The organism is Parapedomonas caeni (assembly GCF_041060555.1).
Lineage (GTDB): Bacteria > Pseudomonadota > Alphaproteobacteria > Sphingomonadales > Sphingomonadaceae > CAUJIW01.
On record NZ_JBEUDS010000025.1, the window covers coordinates 15,646 to 41,333 of the forward strand.

General features: G+C 68.1%; 22 protein-coding genes and 1 pseudogene. 16 read left to right on the forward strand and 7 right to left on the reverse strand.

Annotated features, from left to right (window positions below):
- Positions 1 to 12 precede the first annotated feature (12 nt).
- The 7 genes from ccoO (at position 13) to ccoS (ending at position 6,441) form a co-directional block, all read left to right on the forward strand.
- Positions 13 to 738, forward strand: coding sequence for a cytochrome-c oxidase, cbb3-type subunit II (gene ccoO, locus ABU113_RS14250; protein WP_454560166.1), 726 nt, complete (start codon positions 13 to 15; stop codon positions 736 to 738).
- 11 nt (positions 739 to 749) lie between these two features.
- Entirely contained in the window at positions 750 to 908 is a 159-nt protein-coding gene (locus ABU113_RS14255; protein WP_454560167.1) for a cbb3-type cytochrome c oxidase subunit 3, read from the forward strand.
- 2 nt (positions 909 to 910) lie between these two features.
- Complete coding sequence (ccoP, locus tag ABU113_RS14260; RefSeq protein WP_454560168.1) at positions 911 to 1,858, forward strand: cytochrome-c oxidase, cbb3-type subunit III; 948 nt, start codon at positions 911 to 913, stop codon at positions 1,856 to 1,858.
- A 170-nt stretch (positions 1,859 to 2,028) separates the two neighbouring features.
- The gene (gene ccoG / locus ABU113_RS14265; protein ID WP_454560169.1) at positions 2,029 to 3,531 is read left to right on the forward strand and encodes a cytochrome c oxidase accessory protein CcoG; all 1,503 of its coding nucleotides are present in this window, start codon (positions 2,029 to 2,031) and stop codon (positions 3,529 to 3,531) included.
- A 5-nt stretch (positions 3,532 to 3,536) separates the two neighbouring features.
- Positions 3,537 to 4,034, forward strand: coding sequence for a FixH family protein (locus ABU113_RS14270; RefSeq protein WP_454560195.1), 498 nt, complete (start codon positions 3,537 to 3,539; stop codon positions 4,032 to 4,034).
- Positions 4,035 to 4,087: 53 nt separating this feature from the next.
- Positions 4,088 to 6,220, forward strand: a complete 2,133-nt coding sequence (locus ABU113_RS14275) for a heavy metal translocating P-type ATPase (protein WP_454560170.1) — start codon at positions 4,088 to 4,090, stop codon at positions 6,218 to 6,220.
- Positions 6,217 to 6,441 carry a cbb3-type cytochrome oxidase assembly protein CcoS gene (ccoS, locus tag ABU113_RS14280; protein ID WP_454560171.1) on the forward strand — a complete coding sequence of 75 codons (225 nt, stop codon included), beginning with the start codon at positions 6,217 to 6,219 and terminating at the stop codon, positions 6,439 to 6,441. Before ABU113_RS14275 ends, ccoS begins: the two co-directional genes overlap by 4 nt.
- 73 nt (positions 6,442 to 6,514) lie before the next feature.
- On the opposite strand, the gene ABU113_RS14285 is transcribed toward ccoS, so the two are convergent.
- The 4 genes from ABU113_RS14285 to ABU113_RS14300 form a co-directional block, all read right to left on the reverse strand.
- Positions 6,515 to 6,955 carry a DUF3035 domain-containing protein gene (locus ABU113_RS14285; RefSeq protein WP_454560172.1) on the reverse strand — a complete coding sequence of 147 codons (441 nt, stop codon included), beginning with the start codon at positions 6,953 to 6,955 and terminating at the stop codon, positions 6,515 to 6,517.
- Positions 6,952 to 7,449: a signal peptidase II gene (gene lspA, locus ABU113_RS14290; protein ID WP_454560173.1), complete on the reverse strand. Its 498-nt coding sequence runs from the start codon at positions 7,447 to 7,449 to the stop codon at positions 6,952 to 6,954. Before lspA ends, ABU113_RS14285 begins: the two co-directional genes overlap by 4 nt.
- An 8-nt stretch (positions 7,450 to 7,457) precedes the next feature.
- Positions 7,458 to 10,307 carry an isoleucine--tRNA ligase gene (gene ileS / locus ABU113_RS14295; protein WP_454560174.1) on the reverse strand — a complete coding sequence of 950 codons (2,850 nt, stop codon included), beginning with the start codon at positions 10,305 to 10,307 and terminating at the stop codon, positions 7,458 to 7,460.
- 220 nt (positions 10,308 to 10,527) lie between these two features.
- Entirely contained in the window at positions 10,528 to 10,968 is a 441-nt protein-coding gene (locus ABU113_RS14300) for a MerR family transcriptional regulator (protein WP_454560175.1), read from the reverse strand.
- 77 nt (positions 10,969 to 11,045) lie between these two features.
- Between ABU113_RS14300 and ABU113_RS14305 the strand changes: the two genes are divergently transcribed.
- A complete protein-coding gene (locus ABU113_RS14305) occupies positions 11,046 to 11,837 on the forward strand; it encodes a cation transporter (protein WP_454560176.1) in 792 nt (263 codons plus the stop codon).
- Here the strand turns inward: ABU113_RS14305 and ABU113_RS14310 are convergent.
- The 3 genes from ABU113_RS14310 to ABU113_RS14320 form a co-directional block, all read right to left on the reverse strand.
- On the reverse strand, positions 11,825 to 12,628 hold the full coding sequence (locus tag ABU113_RS14310) for an SDR family NAD(P)-dependent oxidoreductase (RefSeq protein WP_454560196.1): 804 nt from the start codon (positions 12,626 to 12,628) through the stop codon (positions 11,825 to 11,827). The genes ABU113_RS14305 and ABU113_RS14310 overlap by 13 nt on opposite strands.
- Complete coding sequence (bioB, locus tag ABU113_RS14315; RefSeq protein WP_454560177.1) at positions 12,625 to 13,590, reverse strand: biotin synthase BioB; 966 nt, start codon at positions 13,588 to 13,590, stop codon at positions 12,625 to 12,627. The genes ABU113_RS14310 and bioB overlap by 4 nt, the downstream gene beginning before the upstream one ends.
- A gap of 140 nt (positions 13,591 to 13,730) precedes the next feature.
- Positions 13,731 to 14,696 (reverse strand): bifunctional riboflavin kinase/FAD synthetase, encoded by a 966-nt coding sequence (locus ABU113_RS14320; protein WP_454560178.1) that lies wholly within the window; start codon positions 14,694 to 14,696, stop codon positions 13,731 to 13,733.
- A gap of 203 nt (positions 14,697 to 14,899) precedes the next feature.
- Between ABU113_RS14320 and ABU113_RS14325 the strand changes: the two genes are divergently transcribed.
- From ABU113_RS14325 to ABU113_RS14360, 8 genes and pseudogenes are all read left to right on the forward strand, one after another.
- Positions 14,900 to 15,268 (forward strand): response regulator, encoded by a 369-nt coding sequence (locus ABU113_RS14325; protein WP_454560179.1) that lies wholly within the window; start codon positions 14,900 to 14,902, stop codon positions 15,266 to 15,268.
- 340 nt (positions 15,269 to 15,608) lie between these two features.
- Positions 15,609 to 16,568 (forward strand): annotated as a pseudogene (gene mdh / locus ABU113_RS14330) (malate dehydrogenase); the annotation flags it as partial.
- Between the two features lie 229 nt (positions 16,569 to 16,797).
- Entirely contained in the window at positions 16,798 to 18,003 is a 1,206-nt protein-coding gene (gene sucC / locus ABU113_RS14335; protein WP_454560180.1) for an ADP-forming succinate--CoA ligase subunit beta, read from the forward strand.
- Between the two features lie 2 nt (positions 18,004 to 18,005).
- Positions 18,006 to 18,890, forward strand: coding sequence for a succinate--CoA ligase subunit alpha (gene sucD, locus ABU113_RS14340; RefSeq protein ID WP_454560181.1), 885 nt, complete (start codon positions 18,006 to 18,008; stop codon positions 18,888 to 18,890).
- A gap of 162 nt (positions 18,891 to 19,052) precedes the next feature.
- Positions 19,053 to 21,974 (forward strand): 2-oxoglutarate dehydrogenase E1 component, encoded by a 2,922-nt coding sequence (locus ABU113_RS14345; protein WP_454560182.1) that lies wholly within the window; start codon positions 19,053 to 19,055, stop codon positions 21,972 to 21,974.
- A gap of 24 nt (positions 21,975 to 21,998) precedes the next feature.
- Positions 21,999 to 23,258: a 2-oxoglutarate dehydrogenase complex dihydrolipoyllysine-residue succinyltransferase gene (odhB, locus tag ABU113_RS14350; RefSeq protein ID WP_454560183.1), complete on the forward strand. Its 1,260-nt coding sequence runs from the start codon at positions 21,999 to 22,001 to the stop codon at positions 23,256 to 23,258.
- Positions 23,259 to 23,403: 145 nt separating this feature from the next.
- Positions 23,404 to 24,462, forward strand: coding sequence for a sterol desaturase family protein (locus ABU113_RS14355; protein WP_454560184.1), 1,059 nt, complete (start codon positions 23,404 to 23,406; stop codon positions 24,460 to 24,462).
- Positions 24,463 to 24,476: 14 nt separating this feature from the next.
- Positions 24,477 to 25,577, forward strand: coding sequence for an acyltransferase family protein (locus ABU113_RS14360; RefSeq protein WP_454560185.1), 1,101 nt, complete (start codon positions 24,477 to 24,479; stop codon positions 25,575 to 25,577).
- Positions 25,578 to 25,688: the final 111 nt, after the last annotated feature.

The following is a 25,688-nucleotide window of genomic DNA, read 5'->3' on the forward strand; positions in this document are numbered from 1 at the left end:
GGAGAGGACACCATGAATATCTCCCATGGTACCATCGAGCGTAACTCGATCCTGATGTCGGTGCTCATCCTCGTCGTGGTCGCCATCGGCGGCCTCGTCGAGATCGTGCCGCTGTTCAAGATCAAGAGCACCATCGAACGGGTGGAGGGCATGCGGCCCTACACCCCGCTCGAACTGGCGGGTCGGCAGATCTACATCCGCGAGGGTTGCTACAACTGTCACAGCCAGATGATCCGCAGTCTGCGCGCCGAGGTCGACCGTTATGGCCATTACAGCCTGGCGGCGGAATCGATGTATGATCATCCCTTCCAGTGGGGCTCCAAGCGCACCGGGCCGGATCTCGCCCGCGTCGGCGGCAAATACTCCGATGAGTGGCACAAGCTGCACCTCATCAATCCGCGCGATGTGGTGAAGGAATCGATCATGCCGGGCTATCCGTTCCTCGCGGAGCGTCCGCTCGATACCCACATGATCGCCAACCTGATGCGCACGCAGAGCTACGTCGGCGTGCCCTACTCGAAGGAGCAGATCGCCGAGGCGCTCAAGGATATCGAGGCCCAGGCGTCGCCGGATGCCGACAGCGAAGGGCTGAAGGCACGCTACCAGACCGTCAACGTTCGCGACTTCGACGGCAATCCGCGGGCGATCACCGAAATGGATGCGTTGATCGCCTATCTTCAGATGCTCGGTACCCTGGTCAAGACGGACGTCTACGACCTCGATCCGAAGATGCAGTGAGGAGCACGTCGATGACGTACGAGGCACTGCAACGGATTGCCGGCATGGGGGGGATGGCGCTGTTCATCGCGCTGTTCATCGGCGTGCTGATCTATGCGCTGCGCCCTTCCAACCGCGCGAAGTTCGACGCGGCGGCCCGCGTGCCGCTCGCCAGAGACGAAGGAGAGTGACCATGGCGGGTCACGACAAGGAAACCGACCATCTCACCGGCACGGAAACCACCGGCCACGAATGGGACGGCATCAAGGAACTGAACACGCCGTTGCCGCGCTGGTGGCTGTATGTGTTCTATGCCTGCATCGTCTGGGGTGTCATCTACACGGTGGTGATGCCGGCCTGGCCCTACATCGGCCCGTCGGGCTGGGCGGCCACCAAGGGCACTCTGTCCTACACCCAGCGGGGGAGCGTCGTTGACGATCTCAAGGCGCAGGACGCTTCGCGTGCGGACCTGTTCAAGCAGATCGAGTCGACCGAGCTCAACGCGATCATCGCCCAGCCGGCGCTGCTGGAGGCCTCGATCGCGGGCGGCCGCATCGCCTTCCTGGAAAACTGCGCGCCATGCCACGGCACCGGCGCCCAGGGCGGCAAGGGCTTCCCCAACCTCCAGGACGATGACTGGCTGTGGGGCGGCACGGTGGATGCCATTCACCAGACCATCGCCCACGGGGTGCGCTGGGATAACGATGCCGACACCCGCATGAGCCAAATGCCCGCCTACGGCCGTGACGGTCTGCTGGAACCCCGGCAGATCAACGCGGTGGTCGAGCATGTCCTCAAGCTGTCGGGGCAGCAGCACAACGCCCGCCTGTCGGCGACCGGCGCCACCATCTTCGGCGAGCAGTGCGCTGCCTGCCACGGTGCCGACGGCACCGGCGACAAGGCCCAGGGCGCGCCCAACCTTACCGACAAGGTGTGGTTGTTCGGCGGCGACCGCGCCAGCATCACCGAGACTGTCACCAACGCCCGTTACGGCGTGATGCCCGCCTGGCAGGAGCGCCTGCAGCCGGCGGTGATCAAGCAGCTCGCGCTGTATGTCTACTCGCTGGGCGGCGGTGTCCGCGAGGAACAGACCGCCATGGCGGCGCCGGCGGCAGCCGACGCGGCAGTCGCGGCCCAGTAAGACCAAGGTCGGGTGCGTCGCGTCGCCGCGCGACGCACCCGCGCAGGGTAATTCCGGCCGGCCGGATTATATGAGCGATAGCTGATATTCGAGTACGGTCCTGGTGTGAGGACCAGAGTCAAGCGCTCGGGAACGTGTCCGCGCGTTCCCGCCGTCGGAGCCCACAAGTCATGAACGCAACTGCCACCGCCCGCCTGAAAACCCCGGAAGCGGCACCGCCGCCACCCCCGGCGCCGCCGGGTGGACCGAAGCCACCGGGCAAGGCCTCGCTCTATGCGGCGCGCACCAAGCCCTACCCCAAGGCGGTTGACGGTCGTTTCCGCCGGCTGAAGTGGGCAGCGCTGTGGGTGCTGCTGGGCATCTATTATCTGACGCCGTTCCTGCGCTGGGACCGCGGTCCCGGTGCCCCGGACCAGGCCATCCTGATCGATCTGCCGGCGCGGCGCGGCTACTTTTTCATGATCGAGATCTGGCCACAGGAGGTCTATTACATCACCGGCATCCTCGCGATGGCGGCGATTGGCCTCTTTCTTGTCACGGCGCTGATGGGCCGCGCGTGGTGCGGCTATGCCTGCCCGCAGACGGTGTGGACCGACCTCTACCGCTGGGTCGAGCACAAGCTGGAGGGCGACCGCAATGCCCGCATCAAGCTCGACAAGGGGCCACTGACCTTCAACAAGATCTGGCGCAAGACCGCCAAGCACATCGTCTGGGTGATCATCGGCGCGCTGACCGGGGGCGCCTGGATTCTCTATTTCAACGACGCGCCGACAATCCTGCCCCAGCTGTTCACCGGCGAGGCGGGCGAGGGTGTCTATCTGTTCGTCGGCCTGCTGACCTTCACCACCTATACGCTGGGCGGCATCGCCCAGGAACAGGTATGCACCTACATGTGCCCGTGGCCGCGCATCCAGGCGGCGATGCTCGACCGCGAGTCGCTGTGGGTCACCTACCGCGAAGACCGGGGCGAGCCGCGCGGCAACCCGAAGAAGGCACAGGCCGAGGGCGCGCCGGCGCTGGGCGACTGCATCGACTGCACGCTGTGCGTCCAGGTCTGCCCGCAGGGCATCGACATCCGCAACGGGCCGCAGCTGGAGTGCATCCAGTGCGCTTTGTGCGTCGATGCCTGTGATTCGGTGATGGACAAGATCGGCAAGCCGCGCGGCCTGATCGCCTACGCGACGGAGGCCAATGCCGAGCGCCGGGCCGCCGGTCAGAAGGAGCGCCTGAAGCTGGTGCGGCCGCGCACGGTCATCTACTCGGTGGTGCTGGCGGCCATCGGCGCCGTGATGTTCAGCGTGCTGCTGCATCGCGGTGATCTGGAACTGAACCTGATCGCCGACCGCAACCCGTTGTATATCACGCTGGCCGATGGCAGCATCCGCAACGGTTATACGCTGAAGATTCTCAACAAGTCCGGCCAGCCCCGGTCTTTCGAGGTCACGGCGACCGGCCTTGACGGGGTACAGGTGCAGTTGGGCATCGACGCCGCCGGCAATGTCGTCAACGCCCGGGCCGACTCGGTGAAGGCCGAGCGGGTGTTCCTGGTGCTGCCGGCGGATCAGCTGGGCAAGGTTGCCGACGGCGAGGTGCCGGTGACCCTGCACGTGAAGGACAAGGCGACCGGCCAGGTGGCGGAGGCCGATACCAGCTTCCGGGGGCCGAAGTCGTGAGCGCGATGATGGAGCAAGGGGAGATGACGGTGACGGGCAAGCGGCTGACGGGTCGGCATGTGTTCATCGGCGTGGCAACGTTTTTCGCGCTGGTGACATTGGTCAACGTCGTGATGATCAGCTTCGCCGTCGGCACCTTCGACGGGCTCCAGACCGACAATGCCTACAACGAGGGGCGCTCCTTCAACCAGACCATCGCGGCGGCGCGCGCCCGCGCCGGGCTTGGCTGGCAGGACAGCCTGATGCTGGAGCCGGGCCGGGTGACCCTGGCCCTGGCCGACCGGGACGGCCAGCCGGTGTCGGGCCTGGTATTGTCCGGCCAGCTGCGCGGTCTCACTCACGCCGACGCCGATCAGGCGCTGGCGTTCCGGGAGACGACGACCGGTCGCTACGAGGCGGTGCTGGCCCGCCCGGTCACCGGTCGCTGGGAGGTGCGGGTGTCCACCCGCGCTCCCGATGGCACGCCGGTCGATTTCCGTCAGCAGGCACGGGTCGGCGGCTGAACCGGCCGGTGGCGGCCCGACAGGAAGCGGACAAGACGGCGGGGAACGGGAACATGGCGTCGACGCGATCGCTGGAACTGGTGGTGCCGGGCATGCATTGCGCCGGCTGCATCGGCAAGGTCGAGCGCGGCCTCAAGGCGCTGCCCGGCGTCACCACCGCGCGTGCCAATCTCTCCACCAAGCGTGTCACCGTCGCCTGGGACGGTGACGGGCTGGACCAGGGACGCGTCGTCGATGCCGTGCGCCAGCTCGGCTTCGAGGCCACCCCCTTTCAGGCCGGCGCCGCGCGCGAGCGTCAGCGCGAGGAGCTGCGGGAACTGGTGCGGGCGCTGGCGGTCGCCGCCTTTGCCTCGATGAACATCATGCTGCTGGCGGTGGCGGTGTGGGCGGGGCTCGCCGAGGACATGGATGTCGCGACCCGCACCATGTTCTACTGGATTCAGGCGATCATCGCCATTCCCACCGTCGCCTATTCCGGCCGGCCCTTCTATCGCTCGGCGCTGCGGGCGTTGCGGGCGAAAAGCCTCAACATGGACGTACCGATCTCGCTGGCGGTGATCCTGACGCCGCTGGTCAGCGTCATGGAGGTGATCCGCGAGGAGGAGCACGCCTATTTCGATGGCGCGGTGATGCTGCTGTTCTTCCTGCTGATTGGCCGGGTGCTGGAGCGGGTGGTGCGCACCGAGGCCTGGGGCGCGGCGGAGAACCTGCTGTCGCTGCAGGCGACCGAGGCGCAGCTGATGGAGGCCGACGGCCGGGTGCGCAGCGTTCCGGCCGCGGAACTGGCCGCCGGCATGACCGTGCTGGTGGCGGCGGGCGCCCGCGTGCCGGCCGACGGCACCGTGGCCGAGGGCAGCTCCGACATCGATCTGTCGCTGGTGACCGGCGAGAGCGTGCCGGAGACAGCGGGTGTCGGCACCCATGTCTATGCCGGGACACTCAACCTCACCGGGCCTCTCACCGTCACCGTGACGGCGCGGCCGGAGGACAGCCTGCTGGCTGACCTGATCCGGCTGATGGAGGCCGCCGAGCAGAACCGTTCGCGCTACGTCCAGGTCGCCGACCGGCTGTCGCGCATCTACGCGCCGGCGGTGCATATTCTGGCCGCCGTGACCTTCACGGGCTGGCTGCTGCTGGGGCAAGGCTGGCACGACGCGCTGATGGCGGCGGTGGCGGTGCTGATCATCACCTGTCCGTGCGCGCTGGGGCTCGCCATGCCTGTCGTGCAGGTGACAGCGATTGGCCGGCTGCTGAAAATGGGCATTGTCGTCAAGGCGGCGGACGCGCTGGAACGCCTGTCGAGCGTCGACACGCTGGTGTTCGACAAGACCGGCACGCTCACTGTCGGTCAGCCGGCACTCGCCAATCGCGCCGACATTCCCGACGCCCAGCTGGCGCTGGCGGCGGCGCTGGCGCGGGCCAGCCGCCACCCGCTGTCGCGGGCGGTGGTGGTGGCGGCCGCCAGCCTGCCGCTGCCGGCGGCGCTGGCCGATGTGCGCGAACAGCCCGGCTTCGGCCTGGAGGGGCAGCTTGACGGCCAGACGGTGCGGCTGGGCTCGGCGGACTGGACCGGCGCACCCGACACGCCGGTGGACGGGCCGCATCTGTGGTTGCGGCTGGGTGACGCCGCGCCGCTGCTGTTTACCTTCCACGACCGGTTGCGGGAGGATGCCCGCGAGGTGTTCGCCCGCCTGAAGGCTTCGGGGCGCGAGGTCATACTGCTGTCGGGCGACCGGTCGGCGGTGGTGGCGCAGGCGGCCGCCGAACTGGGCGTCGACCGCTGGCTCGCCGAGGTCAAGCCGGCCGACAAGGCCGGTGTCATTGCCCGGCTGTCGGCCGAGGGCCATCGCGTGCTGATGGTCGGCGATGGCCTCAACGACGCGCCGGCGCTCAAGGCGGCGCAAGGCTCCATGTCGCCGGCCAGTGCCGCCGACATCGCCCAGCGTGCCGCCGACGTGGTGTTCCAGGGTGCGAAGCTGCGGCCGGTCGAGGTCACCCTGTCCATGGCACGCGCGGCGCACCGGCGGGCGATCGAGAATTTCGGGCTGGCGATCGGCTATAATGTCATCGCGGTGCCGCTGGCGATGCTGGGCCACGTGACGCCGCTGATCGCCGCCATCGCCATGTCGTCGTCGTCGATCATTGTCGTCATCAACGCGCTGGGTCTGAAATGGAGGCGCCTGTGACTGTGCTGCTCTACCTCATCCCCGCCATGCTGGCGATGGGCGCGCTGGCGCTGGTGGCGTTCATGTGGGCGTTGAAATCCGGTCAGTTCGACGATCTCGACGGTGCCGCCGAGCGCATCCTGATGGACGACGACGACCGGCCGGCCCAGCCGGTCGCGTATCCGTCGCCTGTCGCGCCGCCCGCCGCCGCTGCCTCGCCCCCGGCGTCCACATCGGGCTGATCCCGGAATCAACAAGGCCGCACCCTTGCGGATGCGGCCCTGGTGGATCGAGTTGCCGTGACAGGGGCGGCGGTCAGCCGGCTTTCTGGATGGTCGCCGTGCCGGCGTCGCGGTCGCCCGGCTGGGCGGCCAGCAGGTCCTTCAGGAAGGCGCCCTTGTCGGCGACGGTGGCCTCGCCGGCGACGGTCGAGCGGATGTCCGCCGTCACGCCGGTGCTGCGGGCATCGTCGAGCAGCGCCTGCTCGCCGGGGGTCTTGGGGGCGCTGACGCCGGGGCCGAACAGCGCGTCCATCGCCTGGCCCTGGGAGTCCAGCTCCTGCGGCCGCGGCGCACCCGGCCTCGGCGGGCGCAGGTTGAAATCGGGCGGCACCGCCAGCGGCGCCTGCTTGGTGACGGCGAACTCGTCCGGCGCGTCCTTGGCCATGCCGAAGGTCTTCTTCATGCCGCCGCAACCGGGCAGGGCCAGCAGGGCCAGGGCGCCGGCGCCCAGCAGAAGCACTCGTGATGCCGTCATTCGTTCGTCTCCGCCTTCTGGTCGTGCCGGGGCCTGGCGAGGCCGATGAACAGCAGCGCCGCCACCCCGAGCGTGATGGCCGCGTCGGCCACGTTGAACACGTAGAATGAGTAGCCCATCAAATGGAAGTGCAAAAAGTCGGCAACCGCGCCGAAGCGCACCCGATCCGCGATATTCCCGATGGCGCCGCCGAGAATACCGCCCAGCGCCAGCGCCTGCGCGCGGCTCTGTTCCTTCAGCAGCCAGTAGGCGACCAGCGCCGCGATGGCGCCGGTCAGCCCGGTGAGCAGCCAGCGGCCGGCATCGCTGTCGGCCCTGAACAGGCCCATGGAGACGCCGCGGTTCCACACCATGGTCAGGTTGAAGAAGCCGTCGATCACCGGCACCGTCACCTTGGCCGGCAGCGCGAACGGCCCGAGAATCCACCACTTGCTGAGCTGGTCGAGGATCAGCACGACAAGCGCGAAACGCAGGCCGAGGCGCGCGGGCGTCATCACCCGGCTCACGCGGCGCCACCCCCGGTCACGGCATCATGGCAGCGGCCGCACAGGGCCGGATGGTCGGCGTGGGCGCCGACGTCCGGCAGCACCTGCCAGCAGCGGCCGCACTTGGCGCCGTCGGCGGCACCGGTGACGACACCGATGCCCGGCGCGTCGTCGAGCCGGAAGGCGCCGTCCGGGGCGCTGCCGGTGACCAGCGTCAGGCCGGAGGTGATGCTGATCTCGGCCATGTCGAGGCCGGCCAGCAGCGCGGCGTCGGCGGCGTCACCGAGGTAGAGCGTCGGCGCCGACTCCAGGCTGGAGCCGATGCGCTTTTCCCGCCGGTCAACCTCCAGCGCGCCGGTGACGACGGCGCGGATCGCCCGCACCCGGGCCCATTTGGCGGCCAGCGCCGGGTCCAGCCACGTTGCCGGCACGTCGGGGAACAGCTCCAGATGCACCGAGCCGTCCTCGCTGGGGAAGCGGGCCTGCCAGGCCTCCTCGGCGGTGAACACCAGCACCGGCGCCAGCCACTTCACCAGGCAGTGGAACAGCGTGTCGAGCACGGTGCGGCAGGCGCGCCGGCGCGCGCTGGTGGCGGTGTCGCAGTAGAGGCTGTCCTTGCGGACGTCGAAGTAGAAGCTCGACAGGTCGAGGTTGCAGAAGTTCGACAGCGCGGTGATGTACGGGTTGAAGTCGAAGTTGTTGGCGTGGCGGCGCAGGTCGGCGTCCATCTCGGCGACCCGGTGCAGCACCCAGCGTTCCAGCTCCGGCATCGCCTCCACCGCCACCTTCTCGGCGTCGGTGAAGCCGTCGAGCGCGCCCAGCAGGTAGCGCAGGGTGTTGCGCAGCTTGCGATAGGCGTCCACCTGGCCGGCGAGGATCTCCTTGCCGATGCGCACGTCCTCGAAATAGTCGGTCGAGACCACCCACAGCCGCAGGATATCGGCGCCGTTCTCCTTGATCACCGCCTGCGGGTCGACGGTGTTGCCCAGCGACTTCGACATCTTGCGCCCCTGGGCGTCGAGCACGAAGCCGTGGGTCATCACGCCGTCATAGGGCGCGCGTCCCCGGGTGCCGCAGCCCTCCAGCAGCGAGGACTGGAACCAGCCGCGATGCTGGTCGGAACCTTCGAGGTAGAGGTCGGCCGGCCAGGTGAGCGCCGGCCACTTGCCGCTTTCCAGCACGAAGCTGTGGGTCGAGCCGCTGTCGAACCAGACGTCGAGAATGTCGGTGACCTGCTCGTAGCGTTCGGGGTCGTAGCCGTTGCCGAGGAAGTCGCTGGCCGGGCGGGTGTACCAGGCGTCGGCGCCGTCGGCTTTCACCGCCTCGACGATGCGGGCGTTGACCGCCGCGTCCTGCAGCACCGCGCCGGTCGCCTTCTCGACGAACACGGTGATCGGCACGCCCCAGGCGCGCTGGCGCGACAGCACCCAGTCTGGCCGGCCCTCGACCATGGCGCGGATGCGGTTCTTGCCCGCCGCCGGGACGAAGCGGGTGGCCTCGATGGCCGCCAGCGCCTTGTCGCGCAGGTTCGTCTTGCTCATCGAAACGAACCACTGCGGCGTGCAGCGGTAGATCAGCTTGGCCTTGGAGCGCCACGAATGCGGGTAGCTGTGGCGCAGCTCGCCGGCCGCCAGCAGCGCGCCGCGTTCGGCCAGTGCCGCACACACCGGGCCGTCCTTGGCGTTGACCTTGTAGACGTGGTTGCCGCCGACCACCGGCCAGTCGGCGAGATAGCTGCCGTCCGGCTGGACGACGAATTTGGGGCCGATGTCGTGGGCCTGGCAGAGGTAGAAGTCGTCCTCGCCATGGTCGGGCGCCTGGTGCACCAGGCCGGTGCCGGCCTCGGTGGTGACGAAGTCGCCGGCCAGCAGCGGCCGCGGCTCGTCGAAGAACGCCGACAGGCCCTTGAACGGATGTTCGGCGACGGCGCCTTCGAGGTCGGTGCCCTTGAAGTGCAGCGCCGGCTGCAGGTGGACCAGGCCGGTGCGCTCCTTGAACGCGCCGATCAGGGCCTCGGCGACGACCAGCTTGTGGCCTTCGCCCTCCAGCAGCACATAGTCGATGTCGGCGCCATAGGCGAGCGCCCGGTTGACCGGGATGGTCCAGGGCGTCGTGGTCCAGATCACCGCTTTGGCACCCACCAGCTCGGGGCGCTTGGGGGCGGCGACGATCGGGAAGGCGACGTCGATGGTGGTGGACGTCACGTCCTCATATTCGACTTCCGCCTCGGCCAGCGCGGTCTTTTCGACCGGCGACCACATCACCGGCTTGGCGCCGCGATACAGGCTGTCGTCCATGGCGAACTTCAACAGCTCGCCGACGATGGTCGCCTCGGCGTCGAAAGCCATGGTGGTGTAGGGGTTGTCCCAGTCGCCGGTGACGCCCAGCCGCTTGAACTGGGCCCGCTGCACGTCCAGCCAGTGGGCGGCGTAGGCGCGGCACTCGGCACGGAAGGCGGTGGGGTCCACCTCGTCCTTGTTCTTGCCCTTCTTGCGGTACTGCTCCTCGATCTTCCACTCGATCGGCAGGCCGTGGCAGTCCCAGCCCGGCACGTAGGGCGCGTCCTTGCCCATCATCTGCTGCGAGCGGACGATGACGTCCTTCAGCACCTTGTTCATGGCGTGGCCGATGTGGATGTCGCCGTTGGCGTAGGGCGGCCCGTCGTGGAGGATGAACTTCGGCCGGCCGGCGGCGGTGTCGCGCAGGCGCTGGTAGAGGTTGAGCCCCTCCCAGCGTTCCAGCCACTTGGGCTCCTGCTGGGCAAGCCCCGCCTTCATCGGGAAGTCGGTTTTCGGCAGGAACACGGTGGCGCGATAGTCGGCCTTCGCGGCCTCGGGGGTTTCCGGTTTCTCGGGGGTGTCGGTCATGTGGCAGTCACTTCAGGCTTGAAGGAAATGGGGTGCAGGGCGAAGGGTTCCCGGTCCCGCTGATGTGTCGGCACGACGCATCAGGAGGCCGGGCCGGTAATTCGCCTGAAGAGTCCGAACCCACGCATGGCGGCGCTTGTAGCCGCGCGCCCGCCCCCTGTCGAGACGGGGCGCGCGGCGACAGGCCGGAGCTGGCCGGTGCACGGCCGGCGGGCGCGCGTCAGTCGCGGCCCAGCGCTTCGAGAATCTGGCAATCGGCGACCGCGCCGTGGCCGCACTGGTCGACCATGGCGGTGAGGGCCGCCTCCAGGCTGGCCAGCTGGCGGATCTTGTCGCGTACAGCGTCGCGGTGCTGGCGGGCGATGCGGTCGATGTCGGCGCACGGCTGGCCGGGGCGGTCGCTCATGTCGAGCAGGGCGCGGATGTCGTCGATGCCGAAGCCGAGGTCGCGGGCGCGGCGGATGAACCCCAGCCGGTCCACCGCCGCCTCGCCGTAGAGCCGGCGGCCGTTGCCGCCGCGCGGCGGCGTCGGCAGCAGGCCGATCTCCTCATAGTAGCGGATGGTCGGCACCTTGACCGCGGTCCGGCGCGACAGCGCGCCGATGGCCATGCCGCCGGCGTGTCGCGGGGCGGGAGGTTGCGCTGCCGGGGTTGTGGACATCCGCAGTTTCTCCTTGATCCTCTAGTCACTGGAGGATGTAGGCTGCACCCGACTCAAGTCCAGCAGAGGAAGTGTCGATGTCCGGTTCCTGTTCCGCGTCTCCCCGCGCCCCCGAGGCCGGCGCTGTCGTCGAGGCCGGCGCTGGCGCCCAAGCGGCGTCCGGCTGCGGCTGCCACCAGGGCACCGTGCGCTTCGATGGCGCCAGCCGCGCCTACAAGACGATCCTGTGGGTCATCATCCTGCTCAACGCGGGCATGTTCCTGGTGGAGATCGTCGCCGGCGTCGCGGCGGGCTCGATGGCGCTGCAGGCGGATTCGCTCGACTTCGCCGGCGACGCGCTGACCTACGGCTTGTCGCTGGCGGTGATCGGCATGGCGCCGGCGGTGCGCACGCGGGTGGCGCTGGTGAAGGGGGCGAGTCTCGGCATCGTCGCCGTCTATGTGCTGGGCGCCTCGTTGTGGCGGACCTTCGTGGCGGGCGTGCCGGAGGCGCTCACCATGGGTGTGGTCGGGGTGATGGCGCTGGCGGTCAATGTCGCCTCGGCGCTGCTGCTGCTGCGCTACAAGGACGGCGACGCCAATGTCCGCTCGGTGTGGCTGTGTTCGCGCAACGACGCCATCGGCAATGTCGCGGTGCTGGCGGCGGCCGGGGTGGTGGCGCTGACGGCGACCCGCTGGGCCGATCTTGCCGTCGCCTGCGTCATGGCCGGGCTGTTCCTGTCCACCTCATGGCAGGTGGTGCGCGCGGCGCGGCGTGAACTGGCGGACGAGGCGGCCACCGCCGGCCATTCCCACGATCATGGCCAGCCGCACGGTCATGACCACGGGCACGGTCATGCCCATGGCCCTGGCCACGCTCACAGCGTGTAGCCGCCGTCGACGCCGAGGCTGGCGCCGGTGATGCTGCGCGCGGCGTCCGACAGCAGGAAGGCGATCTGGCCGGCGATTTCCGCCGCGCTGGCGTAGCGGCCGAGCGGCGTCGCCATTGCCGCCATGGCGTCGAAGGCGGCCCGCTCGCTGCCGTGCTCGGCCACCAGCGCCTGGAAGAAGTCCATGGTCCGCCAGATCGGCGTCTCGACGCCGCCGGGCAGGATGGCGTTGACGCGGATGTTGTCCGGCGCGCCTTCCTTGGCTGCCACCCGGGCCAGCTGCAGCACCGCCGCCTTGGAGGCGCCATAGGCGCCGACGCCGGGCTCGGCCTTGATGGCGGAGGCCGACGACACCACCACCACGGCGCCGCCGCGGCCGCCGGCGCGGATCAGCCGCAGGCCGGTCTGCAGGGTGAGGAACACACCATCGAGGTTGACCGCCAGCACCCGTCGCCAGGCCGCGAACGTCATCTCGGTGATGGCACCGGCGTCGGAAATGCCGGCATTGGCCACCACCTGGTCGAGCCGGCCGAAGCGCCCGGCGATGGCGGCCTGTGTCTCGGCCCAGGCGGTGGGGTCGCTGACGTCCTGCACGCAGGTCAGCAGCGCCTCGGCGGGTAGCGGCAGGCGGCCGGCCAGTGCGGCGAGCCCGGCCCCGTCGCGGTCCACCAGCACCAGGCCGCCGGCGCCCTCGGCCGCCAGTCGCGCGGCGGTGGCGGCGCCGATGCCGGAGGCCGCGCCGGTGACCAGGGCGACGGGAGAGGCGGACGGGGCTGCGATCGCCGGTCTCAGGCGGCCACCAGCCCCAGCTTCTCGAACAGCGCGGTGTCGCGGTTCTCCAGCGGGTTGGGGGTGGTCAGCAGCTTCTCGCCATAGAAGATCGAGCTGGCGCCGGCCATGAAGCACAGCGCCTGCAGCTCGTCGGACATGGTCTCGCGGCCGGCCGACAGGCGGACCACCGACTTCGGCATGGTCAGGCGGGCCACCGCGATGGTGCGCACGAACTCCAGCCCCTCGATTTCCGGCGTGCCCTCCAGCGGCGTGCCCTTGACCTGCACCAGCCGGTTGATCGGCACCGAGTTGGGGTGGTTGGGCAGGGTGGCCAGCGCCACGATCATGCCGACCCGGTCCTCGCGGCTTTCGCCCATGCCGACGATGCCGCCGGAGCAGACGTTGATGCCGGCCTCGCGGACATGGCCCAGCGTCTCCAGCCGCTCGTCGAAGGTGCGGGTGGAGATGATCTCGCCATAATATTCCGGCGAGGTGTCGAGGTTGTGGTTGTAATAGTCGAGGCCGGCGTCCTTCAGCCGCTGGGCCTGATAGGCCTCCAGCATGCCCAGCGTCACGCAGGCTTCCATGCCCAGCGACTTCACGCCCTCGACCATCTCGGCGACGGCATCGAGGTCCTTGTCCTTGGGGCGGGTCCAGGCCGCGCCCATGCAGAAGCGGGTGGCGCCGGCGGCCTTGGCGGCCTGGGCGCGCTCCATCACCACCGCGACGTCCATCAGCTTGTCGGCCTTCAGACCGACCTCCTTGGCGTATTTGGCCGACTGCGGGCAGTAGGCGCAGTCCTCCGCGCAGCCGCCGGTCTTGATCGACAGCAGCTGCGAGCGCTGCACGGCGTTGGGGGTGTGGAACTGCCGGTGCAGCGTCTGGGCGTCATAGACGAGGTCGAGGAACGGCCGGTCGAACAGGGCGCGGACTTCCTCGCGGGTCCAGTCGTGGCGGACGGCGGCGAAGGGTGAGTCGGTCATGGGCGCACGCTCCATCGTGAATGTCGGACGGGTTCGCGTAGCGGCAAGGGGGGCGGGGGTCAACGCCCGCGATGGAGGGGGGGCGCCCTAGCGGGCGCTGATGCAGGGGGGCGCTGCCGGGCGCTGATGGAGGGTGCGCCCTAGCGGGCGCTGGGTAAGCGGCCGCGCGCGTAGTGCGGCTGGCGGAGGATCTTCAGCGCGGTGGCGCAGTCGGCGCTGATCTGGGCCTTCAGCGCATCAAGGCCGGGGAACTTGCGCTCAGGCCGGATGAACTCCACCAGTTCGACGCGGATGTTCTGGCCGTACAGATCGCCGGCGAAATCGAACAGGTGCAGCTCCAGCAGCTCGCGTGGCGGCTGGAAGGTGGGGCGCAGGCCGATGTTGGCGATGCCGTCGACCACCCGGCCATCGGCCAGCACGGCGCGGGTGGCGTAGACGCCGAAGCGCGGCCGCTGATAGTCGCCGAGGTCGAGGTTGGCGGTGGGAAAGCCGATGGTGCGGCCGCGCTGGTCGCCCGCCGTCACCGTGCCCTCGATCACCCACCAGTGGCCCAGCAGCTCGGCGGCCTCGAACGGCGCGCCGTCGGTGAGCTTGTGGCGAATCAGCGTCGAGGAGATGGCGGCGTCGGCGCCGGCGATCACCGGATCAACGATGGACACGGCGACATCACGCGCGATGCCCAGTGCCTGCAGCGTCGCGGTGGTGCCCGAGCGGCCCTTGCCGAAGGTATAGTCGTAGCCGGCGACGACGCCCCTGATCCGCAGCCGGTCGCACAGCACGGACTGGAAGAAGGCCTCCGGCGACAATGCCGCCAGGTCGGCGTTGAAGGGAATCGCCACCAGGGCGTCGACGCCGAAGGCCTCCCACAGGCGGGCGCGCTCGGCGAAGCTGGTGAGCTGGAACGGTGGCAGGTCGGGCTTGAAGAAGCGCGCGGCGTGGGGATCGAAGGTGACCACCAGCAGTGGCGCCTCCAGCGTGCGCGCCAGCCGCCGGGCCTCGCCGACCACGCGCTGGTGGCCGCGATGCACGCCGTCGAAATTGCCCAGTGCGGCAACGCCGCCGACCAGATGGTCGGGCACCGCTTCCTGCCCAGTAATCAGATCCATGATCTTCGTGTCCGTTTTGCCGGTCTATAGGGGCAGGGTGGCGCGCCGCCAAGCCTTCGATGTGCATGGTGTCTCACGGTCACGACGCGCTTAACCGAATTTTTAGGGGCCGGCGATAGGTTCAGCCCAACCGGGAAGACGAGTCTGACCGGAAGTGTATCGCAACCGAATTAAGCGGGTGAACCATGGCCGTCGACTTCGCAATGCCGATTCTGATCGTGGATGACTACAAGACCATGCTTCGAATTGTGCACAATCTGCTCAAACAGATCGGGTTTGAGAATATCGACGAGGCCACTGACGGCTCGATGGCGCTGACCAAGATGCGGCGCAAGAAGTATGCGCTGGTGATTTCCGACTGGAACATGGAGCCGATGACCGGCTACGAGTTGCTGAAGGAAGTCCGCGCCGACGCCGAGCTGAAGACGACGCCGTTCATCATGGTCACCGCCGAGTCGAAAACCGACAACGTGATCGCCGCCAAGAAGGCCGGCGTGAACAACTACATCGTCAAGCCGTTCAACGCCCAGACGCTCAAGCAGAAACTCAGCGCCGTGCTCGGCGACTTCTGAGGTCGCCGGCAAGCCCGAGTGTTCGCGAACCGCCCCACGGGGCGGTTCTTGCGTTTGGCGGGACTTTTGCGGGCCGTATGGGGGCAAAACCCGTCGTCATGTCGGCGGTATCCGCCGAATGATGTAGATAGTGGCGACCGGTGCGTCACGATGCCGGAACCGGGCGTGGCAATCGTGGCCTCGCGCAAGTGACAGGATGTGAGACCCGCGTGCGACCATTGTCCGATTCTTCGGCCAGCAGCCTTGCGACCCCGGGCAATTCGGTCTATGCGGTCGCCGGTTTAGGCATGACGTAACGTCAGCCTACGTTCTTTCTTTGGCAGCTAGGCTAGGGGCTCCCATGGCACGCAAGAAAATTGCTCTCATCGGCAGCGGCATGATCGGGGGCACGCTTGCCCATCTGATCGGCCTCAAGGAACTCGGCGACGTGGTGATGTTCGACATCGCCGACGGTCTGCCCCAGGGCAAGTCGCTCGACATCGCCCAGTCGGCGCCGGTCGACGGCTTCGACGCCAGCCTGTCGGGCGCCAGCGACTACAAGGCGATCAAGGGCGCCGACGTCTGCATCGTCACCGCCGGCGTGCCGCGCAAGCCGGGCATGAGCCGCGACGACCTGCTGGGCATCAACCTGAAGGTCATGAAGTCGGTCGGCGAAGGCATCCGGAAATATGCCCCCAAGGCCTTCGTGATCTGCATCACCAACCCGCTCGATGCGATGGTGTGGGCGCTGCGCGAATTCTCCGGCCTGCCGCACAACATGGTGGTGGGCATGGCCGGCGTGCTGGACTCCGCCCGCTTCCGCCACTTCCTGGCCGACGAGTTCAAGGTGTCGATCAAGGACGTCACGGCCTTCGTGCTGGGCGGCCACGGCGACACCATGGTGCCGCTGACCCGCTACTCGACCGTCGCCGGCATCCCGGTGCCGGATCTGGTCAAGATGGGCTGGACCACCCAGGAGAAGCTGGACAAGATCGTCCAGCGCACCCGTGACGGTGGCGCCGAGATCGTCGGCCTGCTCAAGACCGGCTCGGCCTATTATGCTCCGGCCGCCTCGGCGGTGCAGATGGCGGAAAGCTATCTGAAGGACCAGCGCCGTCTGCTGCCCTGCGCGGCCTACCTTGATGGTCAGTATGGCGTGAAGGACACCTATGTCGGCGTGCCGGTGATCATCGGCGGCAACGGCGTCGAGAAGGTGGTCGAGATCGAGCTGAAGGCGGCCGAAAAGAAGATGTTCGACAACTCGGTTGGCGCCGTGCTCGGCCTGGTCGACGCGTGCAAGAAGATCGACCCGTCGCTGGCCGGTGGTAAGGCGGCTGCGGGCGGTAAGGCTGTGAAAGCCGCCTCTGGCGGCAAGGCTGTGAAAGCCGCCAAGCCGGCGAAGAAGGCCGCGGCGCCCAAGGTCGCCGCAGCGCCGGCGGCGCCGAAGAAGCGCGGTCGTCCGCCCAAGAACAAGGCCTGAGCCGATTTTGCATGACCGCTCCGGTGGCCCGCGCGGGTCACCGGCGGGTTTTTAAAGGAGCAGTTCTCCCATGAACATTCATGAGTATCAGGCCAAGCAGTTGCTGGCCAAGTTTGGAGCGCCGGTCGCCAAGGGCGTCGTGGCGTTCACCGTCGAGGAGGCGGTCGAAGGCGCCAAGACGCTGCCGGGGCCGATCTATGTCGTGAAGTCGCAGATCCACGCCGGTGGCCGCGGCAAGGGCAAGTTCGTCGGTCTGCCGCCGGAGGCCAAGGGTGGCGTGCGCGTCACCAAGTCGGTCGAGGAAGTCGGTCTGGCCGCCGCCGAGATGCTGAACCGTGTGCTGGTGACGCACCAGACCGGTCCGGCCGGCAAGGAAGTCAAGCGCCTCTACATCGAGGACGGCTGCGACATCGCCAAGGAATATTACCTGTCGCTGCTGGTGGATCGCGCCACCGGCCATGTCGCCGTGGTCGCCTCGACCGAGGGCGGCATGGACATCGAGGAAGTCGCCGAGCACACGCCGGAGAAGATCCTCACCATCGACATCGATCCGGCCACCGGCCTGATGCCCTACCACGCGCGCAAGTATGCGTACGCCATGGGCTTCAAGGGCGAGGCCAACCGCCAAGCGCAGGACACGCTGGCAAAGCTGTACGCGGCCTTCGTCGCCACCGACGCCTCGATGCTGGAAGTCAACCCGCTGGTGCTGACCGCCGAGGGCAACATCCGCGTCCTCGACGCCAAGATGAGCTTCGACTCGAACGCGCTGTACCGCCACCCGGACGTGGTCGAGCTGCGCGACCTCGATGAAGAGGACCCGGCGGAAATCGAGGCCTCGAAGTACGACCTCGCCTACATCAAGCTCGACGGCAACATCGGCTGCATGGTCAACGGTGCCGGTCTGGCCATGGCCTCGCTCGACATCATCAAGCTGTCGGGCGGCGAGCCCGCGAACTTCCTCGATGTCGGCGGTGGCGCCAGCAAGGAGAAGGTGACCGCGGCGTTCAAGATCATCCTCTCCGATCCCAACGTCGAGGGCATCCTGGTCAACATCTTCGGCGGCATCATGCGCTGCGACATCATCGCCGAGGGCGTGGTGGCGGCGGCTCGTGAACTGGAGCTGAAGGTGCCGCTGGTGGTCCGTCTGGAGGGCACCAACGTCGAGCTGGGCAAGAAGATCATGGCCGAGTCCGGCCTGGCCATCGTGCCGGCGGACGATCTGGGCGACGCGGCGGCGAAGATCGTCGCGGAAATCAACAAGGCGAAGGCGGCGTAACCATGTCGATCCTGATCAACAAAGACACCAAGGTCATCTGCCAGGGCTTCACCGGCAAGCAGGGCACCTTCCACTCCGAACAGGCGATCGCCTACGGCACCAAGATGGTCGGCGGCACCGCCCCGGGCAAGGGTGGTTCCACCCACCTCGGCCTGCCGGTGTTCGACACCGTCGCCGAGGCCAAGGACAAGACCGGCGCCGACGCGTCGGTGATCTATGTGCCGCCGCCGGGCGCGGCCGACGCCATCCTGGAGGCGATCGACGCCGAGATCCCGCTGGTGGTGTGCATCACCGAGGGCATTCCGGTGCTCGACATGGTCCGCGTCAAGCGCGCCCTGGCCGGCTCCAAGACCCGTCTGGTCGGCCCCAACTGCCCCGGCCTGCTGACGCCGGGCGAGTGCAAGATCGGCATCATGCCGGGCAACATCTTCTCCAAGGGTTCAGTCGGCGTGGTTTCCCGCTCCGGCACCCTGACCTATGAAGCGGTGTTCCAGACCACCGCGGTCGGGCTGGGCCAGACCACGGCGGTCGGCATCGGTGGTGACCCGGTCAACGGCACCAACTTCATCGACGTGCTGGAGATGTTCCTCGCCGACGAGGCCACCAAGCAGATCATCATGATCGGCGAAATCGGTGGCGACGCGGAAGAGAATGCCGCCGAGTTCATCAAGTCGGAAGCCAAGAAGGGCCGCAAGAAGCCGATGGTTGGCTTCATCGCTGGCCGTACGGCGCCTCCGGGCCGCCGCATGGGCCATGCCGGCGCCATCGTTTCCGGTGGCAAGGGCAAGGCGGAAGACAAGATCGAGGCCATGCGCTCGGCCGGTATCGCCGTCGCGGACAGCCCGGCCCAGCTCGGCACGACCCTGATGGACGTGCTCAAGGGCTAAATAAACTGAAAAAATTTGGTTTGCGTTAGGGGAGCGCAAACCAAATATGGTTAAGGGCCGTCCATGGTGCGCCTGTCGAGCCATGGACGGCCGTTTTGATGACGACAGGCCCGGTCTTGGCGGCAACGGTGCAAGAGCCGCAACGCAGGGAGCGAAGTCGCAATGGGCTACGAAGCCGATCTTCCCCACCAGATTGAAGGCGTCAGTGCCGCCTTCGTAGAGTCGCTCTACGCAAAATTCCTCAATGATCGCAATTCGGTAGACCCGAGCTGGCAGGCCTATTTCGCCGGTCTGGAGTCGGTTGCCGGTGGCGGGAGCACCGCGCCGTCGTGGCAGCGGGCCAACTGGCCGCTGACGCCGGACGATGCGCTGACCGCCGGGCTCGATCCGACCAGGATGCAGCTGGAACCGAAGCCCGCCAAGGGCAAGGCGGCGGCGCCCGCCGCTGCCGGCGTCTCGGCGGAGGACATCCAGCGTGCCGCCAACGACACGCTGCAGGCCTACACCATGATCCGCACCTTCCGGGTGCGCGGCCATCTCGCGGCGACGCTGGACCCGCTGGGTCTGGAAAAGCGCGAACAGCATCCCGAGCTCGACCCGAGCCACTTCGGCTTCGGCCCGGCCGACCTCGACCGCCCGGTCTATCTCGGCGGCCTGCTGGGGCTGGAGCGCGCCACCATCCGCGAGGTGCACGCCATCCTGCTGCGCAACTACTGCGGCAACATCGGCGTCGAGTACATGCACATCAACGACCTGGAAGAGCGTCGCTGGATCCAGGCCAAGATGGAAGGCGCCGAGAAGGACATCAGCTTCTCGCCGCAGGGCAAGCTCGCCATTCTCAACAAGCTGATCGAGGCGGAGTCGTTCGAGAAGTTCCTGGGCCGCAAATATGTCGGCACCAAGCGCTTCGGTCTCGACGGCGGCGAGGCGATGGTGCCGGCGCTGGAGTCGATCATCAAGGTCGGCGGCGCGCTGGGCGTCAAGGAAGTGGTGATCGGCATGCCGCACCGCGGCCGCCTCAACGTGCTCACCAACGTGATGCAGAAGCCGTTCCGCCAGCTGTTCCACGAATTCGCCGGCGGCTCGTCGCAGCCCGACGACGTCGGCGGCTCGGGCGACGTGAAGTACCACCTCGGCACCTCGACCGACCGTGGCTTCGACGGCAACATGGTGCACCTGTCGCTGACCCCCAACCCGTCGCACCTGGAAGCGGTGAACCCGGTGGTGCTGGGCAAGGTCCGCGCCAAGCAGTTCGCCCGCGGCGACAAGAGCCGCTCGGAAGTGCTGCCGCTGCTGCTGCATGGTGACGCGGCGTTCGCCGGCCAGGGCATCATCGCCGAGTGCTTCGGCTTCTCCGGCGTGCCGGGCTACAACACCGGCGGCACCATCCACTTCATCGTCAACAACCAGGTGGGCTTCACCACCTCGCCGAAGTTCGCGCGTTCGTCGCCCTATCCGTCGGACGTGGCGAAGATGGTGCAGGCGCCGATCTTCCACGTGAACGGCGACGATCCCGAGGCGGTGACCTTCGCCACCAAGATCGCCACCGAATACCGCCAGACCTTCAAGCGCGACGTCGTCATCGACATGTGGTGCTACCGCCGGTTCGGCCACAACGAGTCCGACGAGCCGAGCTTCACCCAGCCGCGCATGTACGCCGCGATCAAGAAGCACCCGTTCGTCTCCACCGTTTATGCCGAGCGGCTGAAGGCCGAGGGCGTCGCCACCGACGAGCTGGTCAAGGCGATGGAGGACAAGTACATCGCCCACCTTGAGGACGAGTTCGAGGCGGCCAAGGGCTACAAGCCCAACAAGGCCGAGTGGTTCGAGGGGCGCTGGGCCGGCCTGCATCGGCCGACCGAGGATCTGGGCAGCCGTCGCGGCGCCGAGACCGGCGTGCGCGAGGACGTGCTCCAGGAGATTGGCAAGCAACTGACCTCCTGGCCCAAGGACTTCGACATCCACAAGACGCTGGCGCGCGTGCTCGCCGCCAAGGCCGAGATGTTCAAGACCGGCGAGGGGCTGGACTGGGCGACCGCCGAGGCGCTGGCTTTCGGCACCCTGCTGAAGGAAGGCTATGGCGTGCGCCTGTCCGGGCAGGACTGCGGCCGCGGCACTTTCAGCCATCGCCACGCGGTGTTCGTCGACCAGAAGACCGAGAGGCGGCACGTGCCGCTGGTCGAGGTCAGTCCGTGGTTCGAGGTGCTGGACAGCCCGCTGTCGGAATATGGCGTGATGGGCTACGAGTATGGCTACTCGCTGGCCGAGCCTAACTGGCTGGTGCTGTGGGAAGGCCAGTTCGGCGACTTCGCCAACGGCGCCCAGATCATGATCGACCAGTTCCTGTCGTCGGGCGAGAACAAGTGGCTGCGGGCCTCGGGTCTGGTGCTGCTGCTGCCGCACGGCTACGAGGGCCAGGGGCCGGAACACTCGTCGGCGCGGCCGGAGCGTTATCTGCAGCTCTGCGCGGAAGACAACATGCAGGTCGCCAACTGCACGACGCCGGCCAACTATTATCACATCCTGCGCCGTCAGTTGCACCGCACGTTCCGCAAGCCGCTGGTGATCTTCACGCCCAAATCGCTGCTGCGCCACAAGAAGGCGGTGTCGCGGCTGGCGGAGTTCGCCGAGGGCTCGCAGTTCCACCGCGTGCTGTTCGATGATGCCGAGATCGGCACCGCCTCGACCGTCAAGCTGAAGCCGGACAGCAAGATCACCAAGCTCGTGCTATGCACCGGCAAGGTCTATTTCGACCTGCTGGAGGAGCGCGACGCGCGCGGCCAGACCGACACCTACATCCTGCGCGTGGAGCAGCTCTATCCGTTCCCGGCGGCAGCGGTGGCGGAGGTGGTCTCCCGCTTCAAGAACCTGAAATCGGTGGTGTGGTGCCAGGAAGAGCCGCAGAACATGGGCTACTGGACCTTCATCAACCCCTACATCGAGCAGGTGCTGGTGGACAGCAAGTGCGCCGTGTCGCGCCCCGTCTACGCGGGTCGCCCGGCCGCGGCGTCGACCGCCACCGGTTTTGCCAAACGTCATGCGCAAGAGCAGGCCCGGCTGGTCGCCGAGGCCCTCGACGCCTAATTTTCCGAGAAGGAGCGAGTACCCATGGCTACGGACGTCAAGATTCCGACGCTCGGCGAATCCATCAGCGAGGCAACGGTTGCCGACTGGCTCAAGAAGGTTGGCGACTACGTCAACCAGGACGAGCCGATCGCCAGCCTGGAGACCGACAAGGTCGCCGTCGAACTCAACGCGCCGGTCGCCGGCGTGCTGACCGCCATTTCCGCCCAGCCCGGTGACACGGTCGAGGTCGGTGCCATCGTCGCCCAGATCGACGAGACCGCCAAGGCCGGCGCTGCCGCCGCCGCTCCGGCTCCGGTTGCCGCCGCTCCGGCTCCGGCCGCCGCCACTCCGGCCCCGGCTGCCGCGCCGGCTCCGGCCGCCGCCCCGGCGGCGCCCGGTCAGCCGCTGTCGCCGGCGGTGCGCAAGATCGTCGAGGACTACAACCTTGACCCGGCCTCGATCACCGGCACCGGCAAGGACGGCCGTCTGACCAAGGACGACGTGCTCTCGGCCATCGAGAAGGGCACCGCCCGCACGCTGGCGCCGCGCGCCGTCGCCACCGCGGCCGTCGCCGCTGCTGTCGCGACCCCGGCGGCGCCCGCGCGCGCCGAGGAGCGGGTGAAGATGACCCGCCTGCGCCAGACCATCGCGCGCCGCCTGAAGGAGGCGCAGAACACCGCGGCCATGCTCACCACCTTCAACGACGTCGACATGTCGGCGGTCATCGAGGCGCGCGAGAAGTACCGCGACCTGTTCGAGAAGAAGCACAACATCCGTCTGGGCTTCATGGGCTTCTTCACCAAGGCGGTGTCGCTGGCGCTGAAGGAAATCCCGGCGGTCAACGCCTCGATCGAGGGCGACGAGATCGTCTACCGCAACTATGCCGACATCGGCATGGCGGTCTCCACGCCGCAGGGCCTGGTGGTGCCGATCGTCCGCAACGCCGACAAGCTGAGCTTCGCCGACATCGAGAAGACCATCGCCGACATGGGCAAGCGCGGCCGCGACGGCCAGCTCAAGCTGGAGGAGTTGCAGGGCGGCACCTTCACCATCACCAACGGCGGCGTGTTTGGCTCGATGCTGTCGACGCCGATCCTGTCGGCGCCGCAGTCGGGCATTCTCGGCCTGCACCGCATCGAGGACCGCCCGGTGGTGCGCAACGGCCAGATCGTCATCCGGCCGATGATGTACCTGGCGCTGTCCTACGACCACCGCATCATCGACGGCCGCGAGGCGGTCACCTTCCTGGTGCGCGTCAAGGAGGCCATCGAGGATCCGACCCGGCTGCTGCTGGACATGTAGGCGCCGTTATCGGCGGCCACGGTCGACCAAGGCGGCGGGGCAAGACCCCGCCGTTTTGCGTTAACGCCGGGTACACGCGATGGCGGCATGGTGAAACGGATGTCCCGGAGTTATGCTACGGGCAGGACAGGGCAAAGAGGTGGCGATGACAGGCGCGGAAGCGGATATAGCTCAGGCGGCGCTGGACTGGCTGGACAACCGGTGGTGGGGTGTGGTCGGCCAGTTCACCGAGCTGACCAGCCGGCTGTCGTGGCTGCACCTGCTGTCGGCGCTGGTGCTGGCGCTGGTCGCCTACCGGCTGTACCGGCCGCAAGGCGCCGGGCGCACCGGCTTGCGCGACGCCATCGCCTACATCCTGCCCAAATCGGTCTATCTCCACCCGTCGTCGATCGTCGACTACAAGATATTCCTGTTCAACCTGTTGTTCCGGCCGGCCGGGCTGATGCTGTCCTTCCTCACCACCGGCTTCATCGGCTGGGGCGTCGCCGGGCTGGCGCGCCAGCTGATCGGCCCGGCGCCGGTGCAGTTCGAGGCCGGTCCGGTATCGATGGTGGTGCTCGGGCTGCTGATGGCGCTGGCCTATGATCTGGGCACCTACGTCACCCACCGGCTGACCCACACGGTGCCGGTGCTGTGGGCCTTCCACCGCGTGCACCACAGCGCCGAGGTGCTCAACCCGGTGACGCTGTTCCGCAAGCACCCGGTCTACGACGCGCTCGGCCGCTGGATCGACGCGCTGGTGGCCGGGCCGCTGCTGGGGGTGATCGTTTATTTCTGGTCATCCGACGTCGCCTTGAAGGTGGGCACCACGGTGGCGGTGATCTTCACCCTGTTCAACTTTGTCGGCGGCAACCTGCGCCATACCCACATCTGGCTGTCGTTCGGCCCGGTGCTGGGGCGCCTGCTCATCAGTCCGGCGCAGCACCAGATCCACCACAGCCTCGCCGAGCGGCACTGGAACAAGAACTATGGCGAGGTGTTCGCCATCTGGGACTGGCTGTTCGGCTCGCTCTACCTGCCGCGCGAGCGGGAAGAACTGCGCTTTGGCGTCACCGACGCGCCGGCCCAGCCGCACCCGACGCTGTGGCGGGCGATGGTCGAGCCGTTCCTCTATGCCTGGGCGCAGCTGCGGCCGGGTCGCCTGCCCGCGACGACGGCTGACTCGCCGCCGGCCGCCAGCACCACCGACCGGCCGGCGTCCTGAGTTGCGGCGTTGAGATGAACCGCGGCCTCTCGCTCTACCTGGACCTGATCCGGGTCTCCGCCGCCATTGTCGTGGTGCTCACCCACCTGGCCTACGACCGTTTCAGCGCCGGCATGCTCCATCCCTGGCGCGCTGTCGGCAACGACGCGGTGATGGTGTTCTTCGTGCTCTCCGGTCTCGTCATCGCCTATGCGGTGGAGACACGCGACCGCACCCTGCGCGACTATACGCTGTCGCGGATGGCGCGGCTGTGGTCGGTGGCGGTGCCGGCGATCCTGCTCACCGTCCTGCTCGACCAGACCGGCCGGGCGCTCAACCCGGCCGCCTACGATGGCTGGTGGTATCAGGACATCAACCCGCCGCTCAAGGTGCTCAACGCGCTGACTTTCACCAACCAGCTGTGGTTCACCTCCAACCGGCTGTTCACCAACGGGCCTTACTGGTCGCTGGGCTACGAGTTCTGGTACTACGCGATCTTCGCCGCCATGGCCTTCCTCACCGGCGCGCGCCGTCGCTGGGCGGTGGCGCTGCTGTGCCTGGCGGTGGGGCCGAAGATCCTGGTGCTGTTCCCCATCTGGCTGCTCGGCGTCTGGGTGTGGCGGCGGATGAACGCCCGCCCGGTGGCGCCGGCGACCGGCTGGGCGCTGTTTCTGGGCTCCGCGCTCGCCTACGCGCTGTTCCGCGCCTCGCCGCTGCCGCTGGCGCTGAAGGCCTGGACCTACGCGACGCTGGGCAACGAGGCCACCGCCCACTACCTCACCTATTCCGACGAGGTGCTGGCGAGCTACATCATCGGCCCGCTGGTGGCGGCCCACTTCATCGGCGCCGGCGCCATCGCCGCCTCGCTGGAGCGGCTGCTGGCGCCGCTGGCCGGCCCGATCCGCTGGCTGGCCCAGTCCACCTTCGCCATCTACCTCGTCCACTATCCGCTGCTGCAGTGCCTGGCCAGCGTGGTGCCCTACGATCCCACCTCGCCGACCCAGGTGAGCCTGCTGCTGCTGGCGGTGCTGGCCGGCTGCATCGGCGTCGGCGTGGTGACCGAGCGGCGCAAGGGGGCGCTGCGGCGCTGGCTGGACCGGTTGAGCGCCCGCTGGCTGCCGGCGACGGCCCGCTGAGGGTCGGGCGCTGAAGGTCGGGCGCTGGGGGGGTGGGCGGCCAACCGGCGGTTGCCCGACCGCGCGGCCGGATTTTCTCAGCAAATGGTCGGGCACCGCGCGGAACGCCCT

Bases quoted from the DNA above. Each gene is read 5' to 3' on its own strand.
- ccoO (WP_454560166.1), top strand. From the start codon at position 13: ATGAATATCTCCCATGGTACCATCGAGCGTAACTCGATCCTGATGTCG.
- ABU113_RS14255 (WP_454560167.1), top strand. From the start codon at position 750: ATGACGTACGAGGCACTGCAACGGATTGCCGGCATGGGGGGGATGGCG.
- ccoP (WP_454560168.1), top strand. From the start codon at position 911: ATGGCGGGTCACGACAAGGAAACCGACCATCTCACCGGCACGGAAACC.
- ccoG (WP_454560169.1), top strand. From the start codon at position 2,029: ATGAACGCAACTGCCACCGCCCGCCTGAAAACCCCGGAAGCGGCACCG.
- ABU113_RS14270 (WP_454560195.1), top strand. From the start codon at position 3,537: ATGATGGAGCAAGGGGAGATGACGGTGACGGGCAAGCGGCTGACGGGT.
- ABU113_RS14275 (WP_454560170.1), top strand. From the start codon at position 4,088: ATGGCGTCGACGCGATCGCTGGAACTGGTGGTGCCGGGCATGCATTGC.
- ABU113_RS14285 (WP_454560172.1), bottom strand. From the start codon at position 6,955: ATGACGGCATCACGAGTGCTTCTGCTGGGCGCCGGCGCCCTGGCCCTG.
- lspA (WP_454560173.1), bottom strand. From the start codon at position 7,449: ATGACGCCCGCGCGCCTCGGCCTGCGTTTCGCGCTTGTCGTGCTGATC.
- ileS (WP_454560174.1), bottom strand. From the start codon at position 10,307: ATGACCGACACCCCCGAGAAACCGGAAACCCCCGAGGCCGCGAAGGCC.
- ABU113_RS14300 (WP_454560175.1), bottom strand. From the start codon at position 10,968: ATGTCCACAACCCCGGCAGCGCAACCTCCCGCCCCGCGACACGCCGGC.
- ABU113_RS14305 (WP_454560176.1), top strand. From the start codon at position 11,046: ATGTCCGGTTCCTGTTCCGCGTCTCCCCGCGCCCCCGAGGCCGGCGCT.
- bioB (WP_454560177.1), bottom strand. From the start codon at position 13,590: ATGACCGACTCACCCTTCGCCGCCGTCCGCCACGACTGGACCCGCGAG.
- ABU113_RS14320 (WP_454560178.1), bottom strand. From the start codon at position 14,696: ATGGATCTGATTACTGGGCAGGAAGCGGTGCCCGACCATCTGGTCGGC.
- ABU113_RS14325 (WP_454560179.1), top strand. From the start codon at position 14,900: ATGCCGATTCTGATCGTGGATGACTACAAGACCATGCTTCGAATTGTG.
- sucC (WP_454560180.1), top strand. From the start codon at position 16,798: ATGAACATTCATGAGTATCAGGCCAAGCAGTTGCTGGCCAAGTTTGGA.
- sucD (WP_454560181.1), top strand. From the start codon at position 18,006: ATGTCGATCCTGATCAACAAAGACACCAAGGTCATCTGCCAGGGCTTC.
- ABU113_RS14345 (WP_454560182.1), top strand. From the start codon at position 19,053: ATGGGCTACGAAGCCGATCTTCCCCACCAGATTGAAGGCGTCAGTGCC.
- odhB (WP_454560183.1), top strand. From the start codon at position 21,999: ATGGCTACGGACGTCAAGATTCCGACGCTCGGCGAATCCATCAGCGAG.
- ABU113_RS14355 (WP_454560184.1), top strand. From the start codon at position 23,404: ATGACAGGCGCGGAAGCGGATATAGCTCAGGCGGCGCTGGACTGGCTG.
- ABU113_RS14360 (WP_454560185.1), top strand. From the start codon at position 24,477: ATGAACCGCGGCCTCTCGCTCTACCTGGACCTGATCCGGGTCTCCGCC.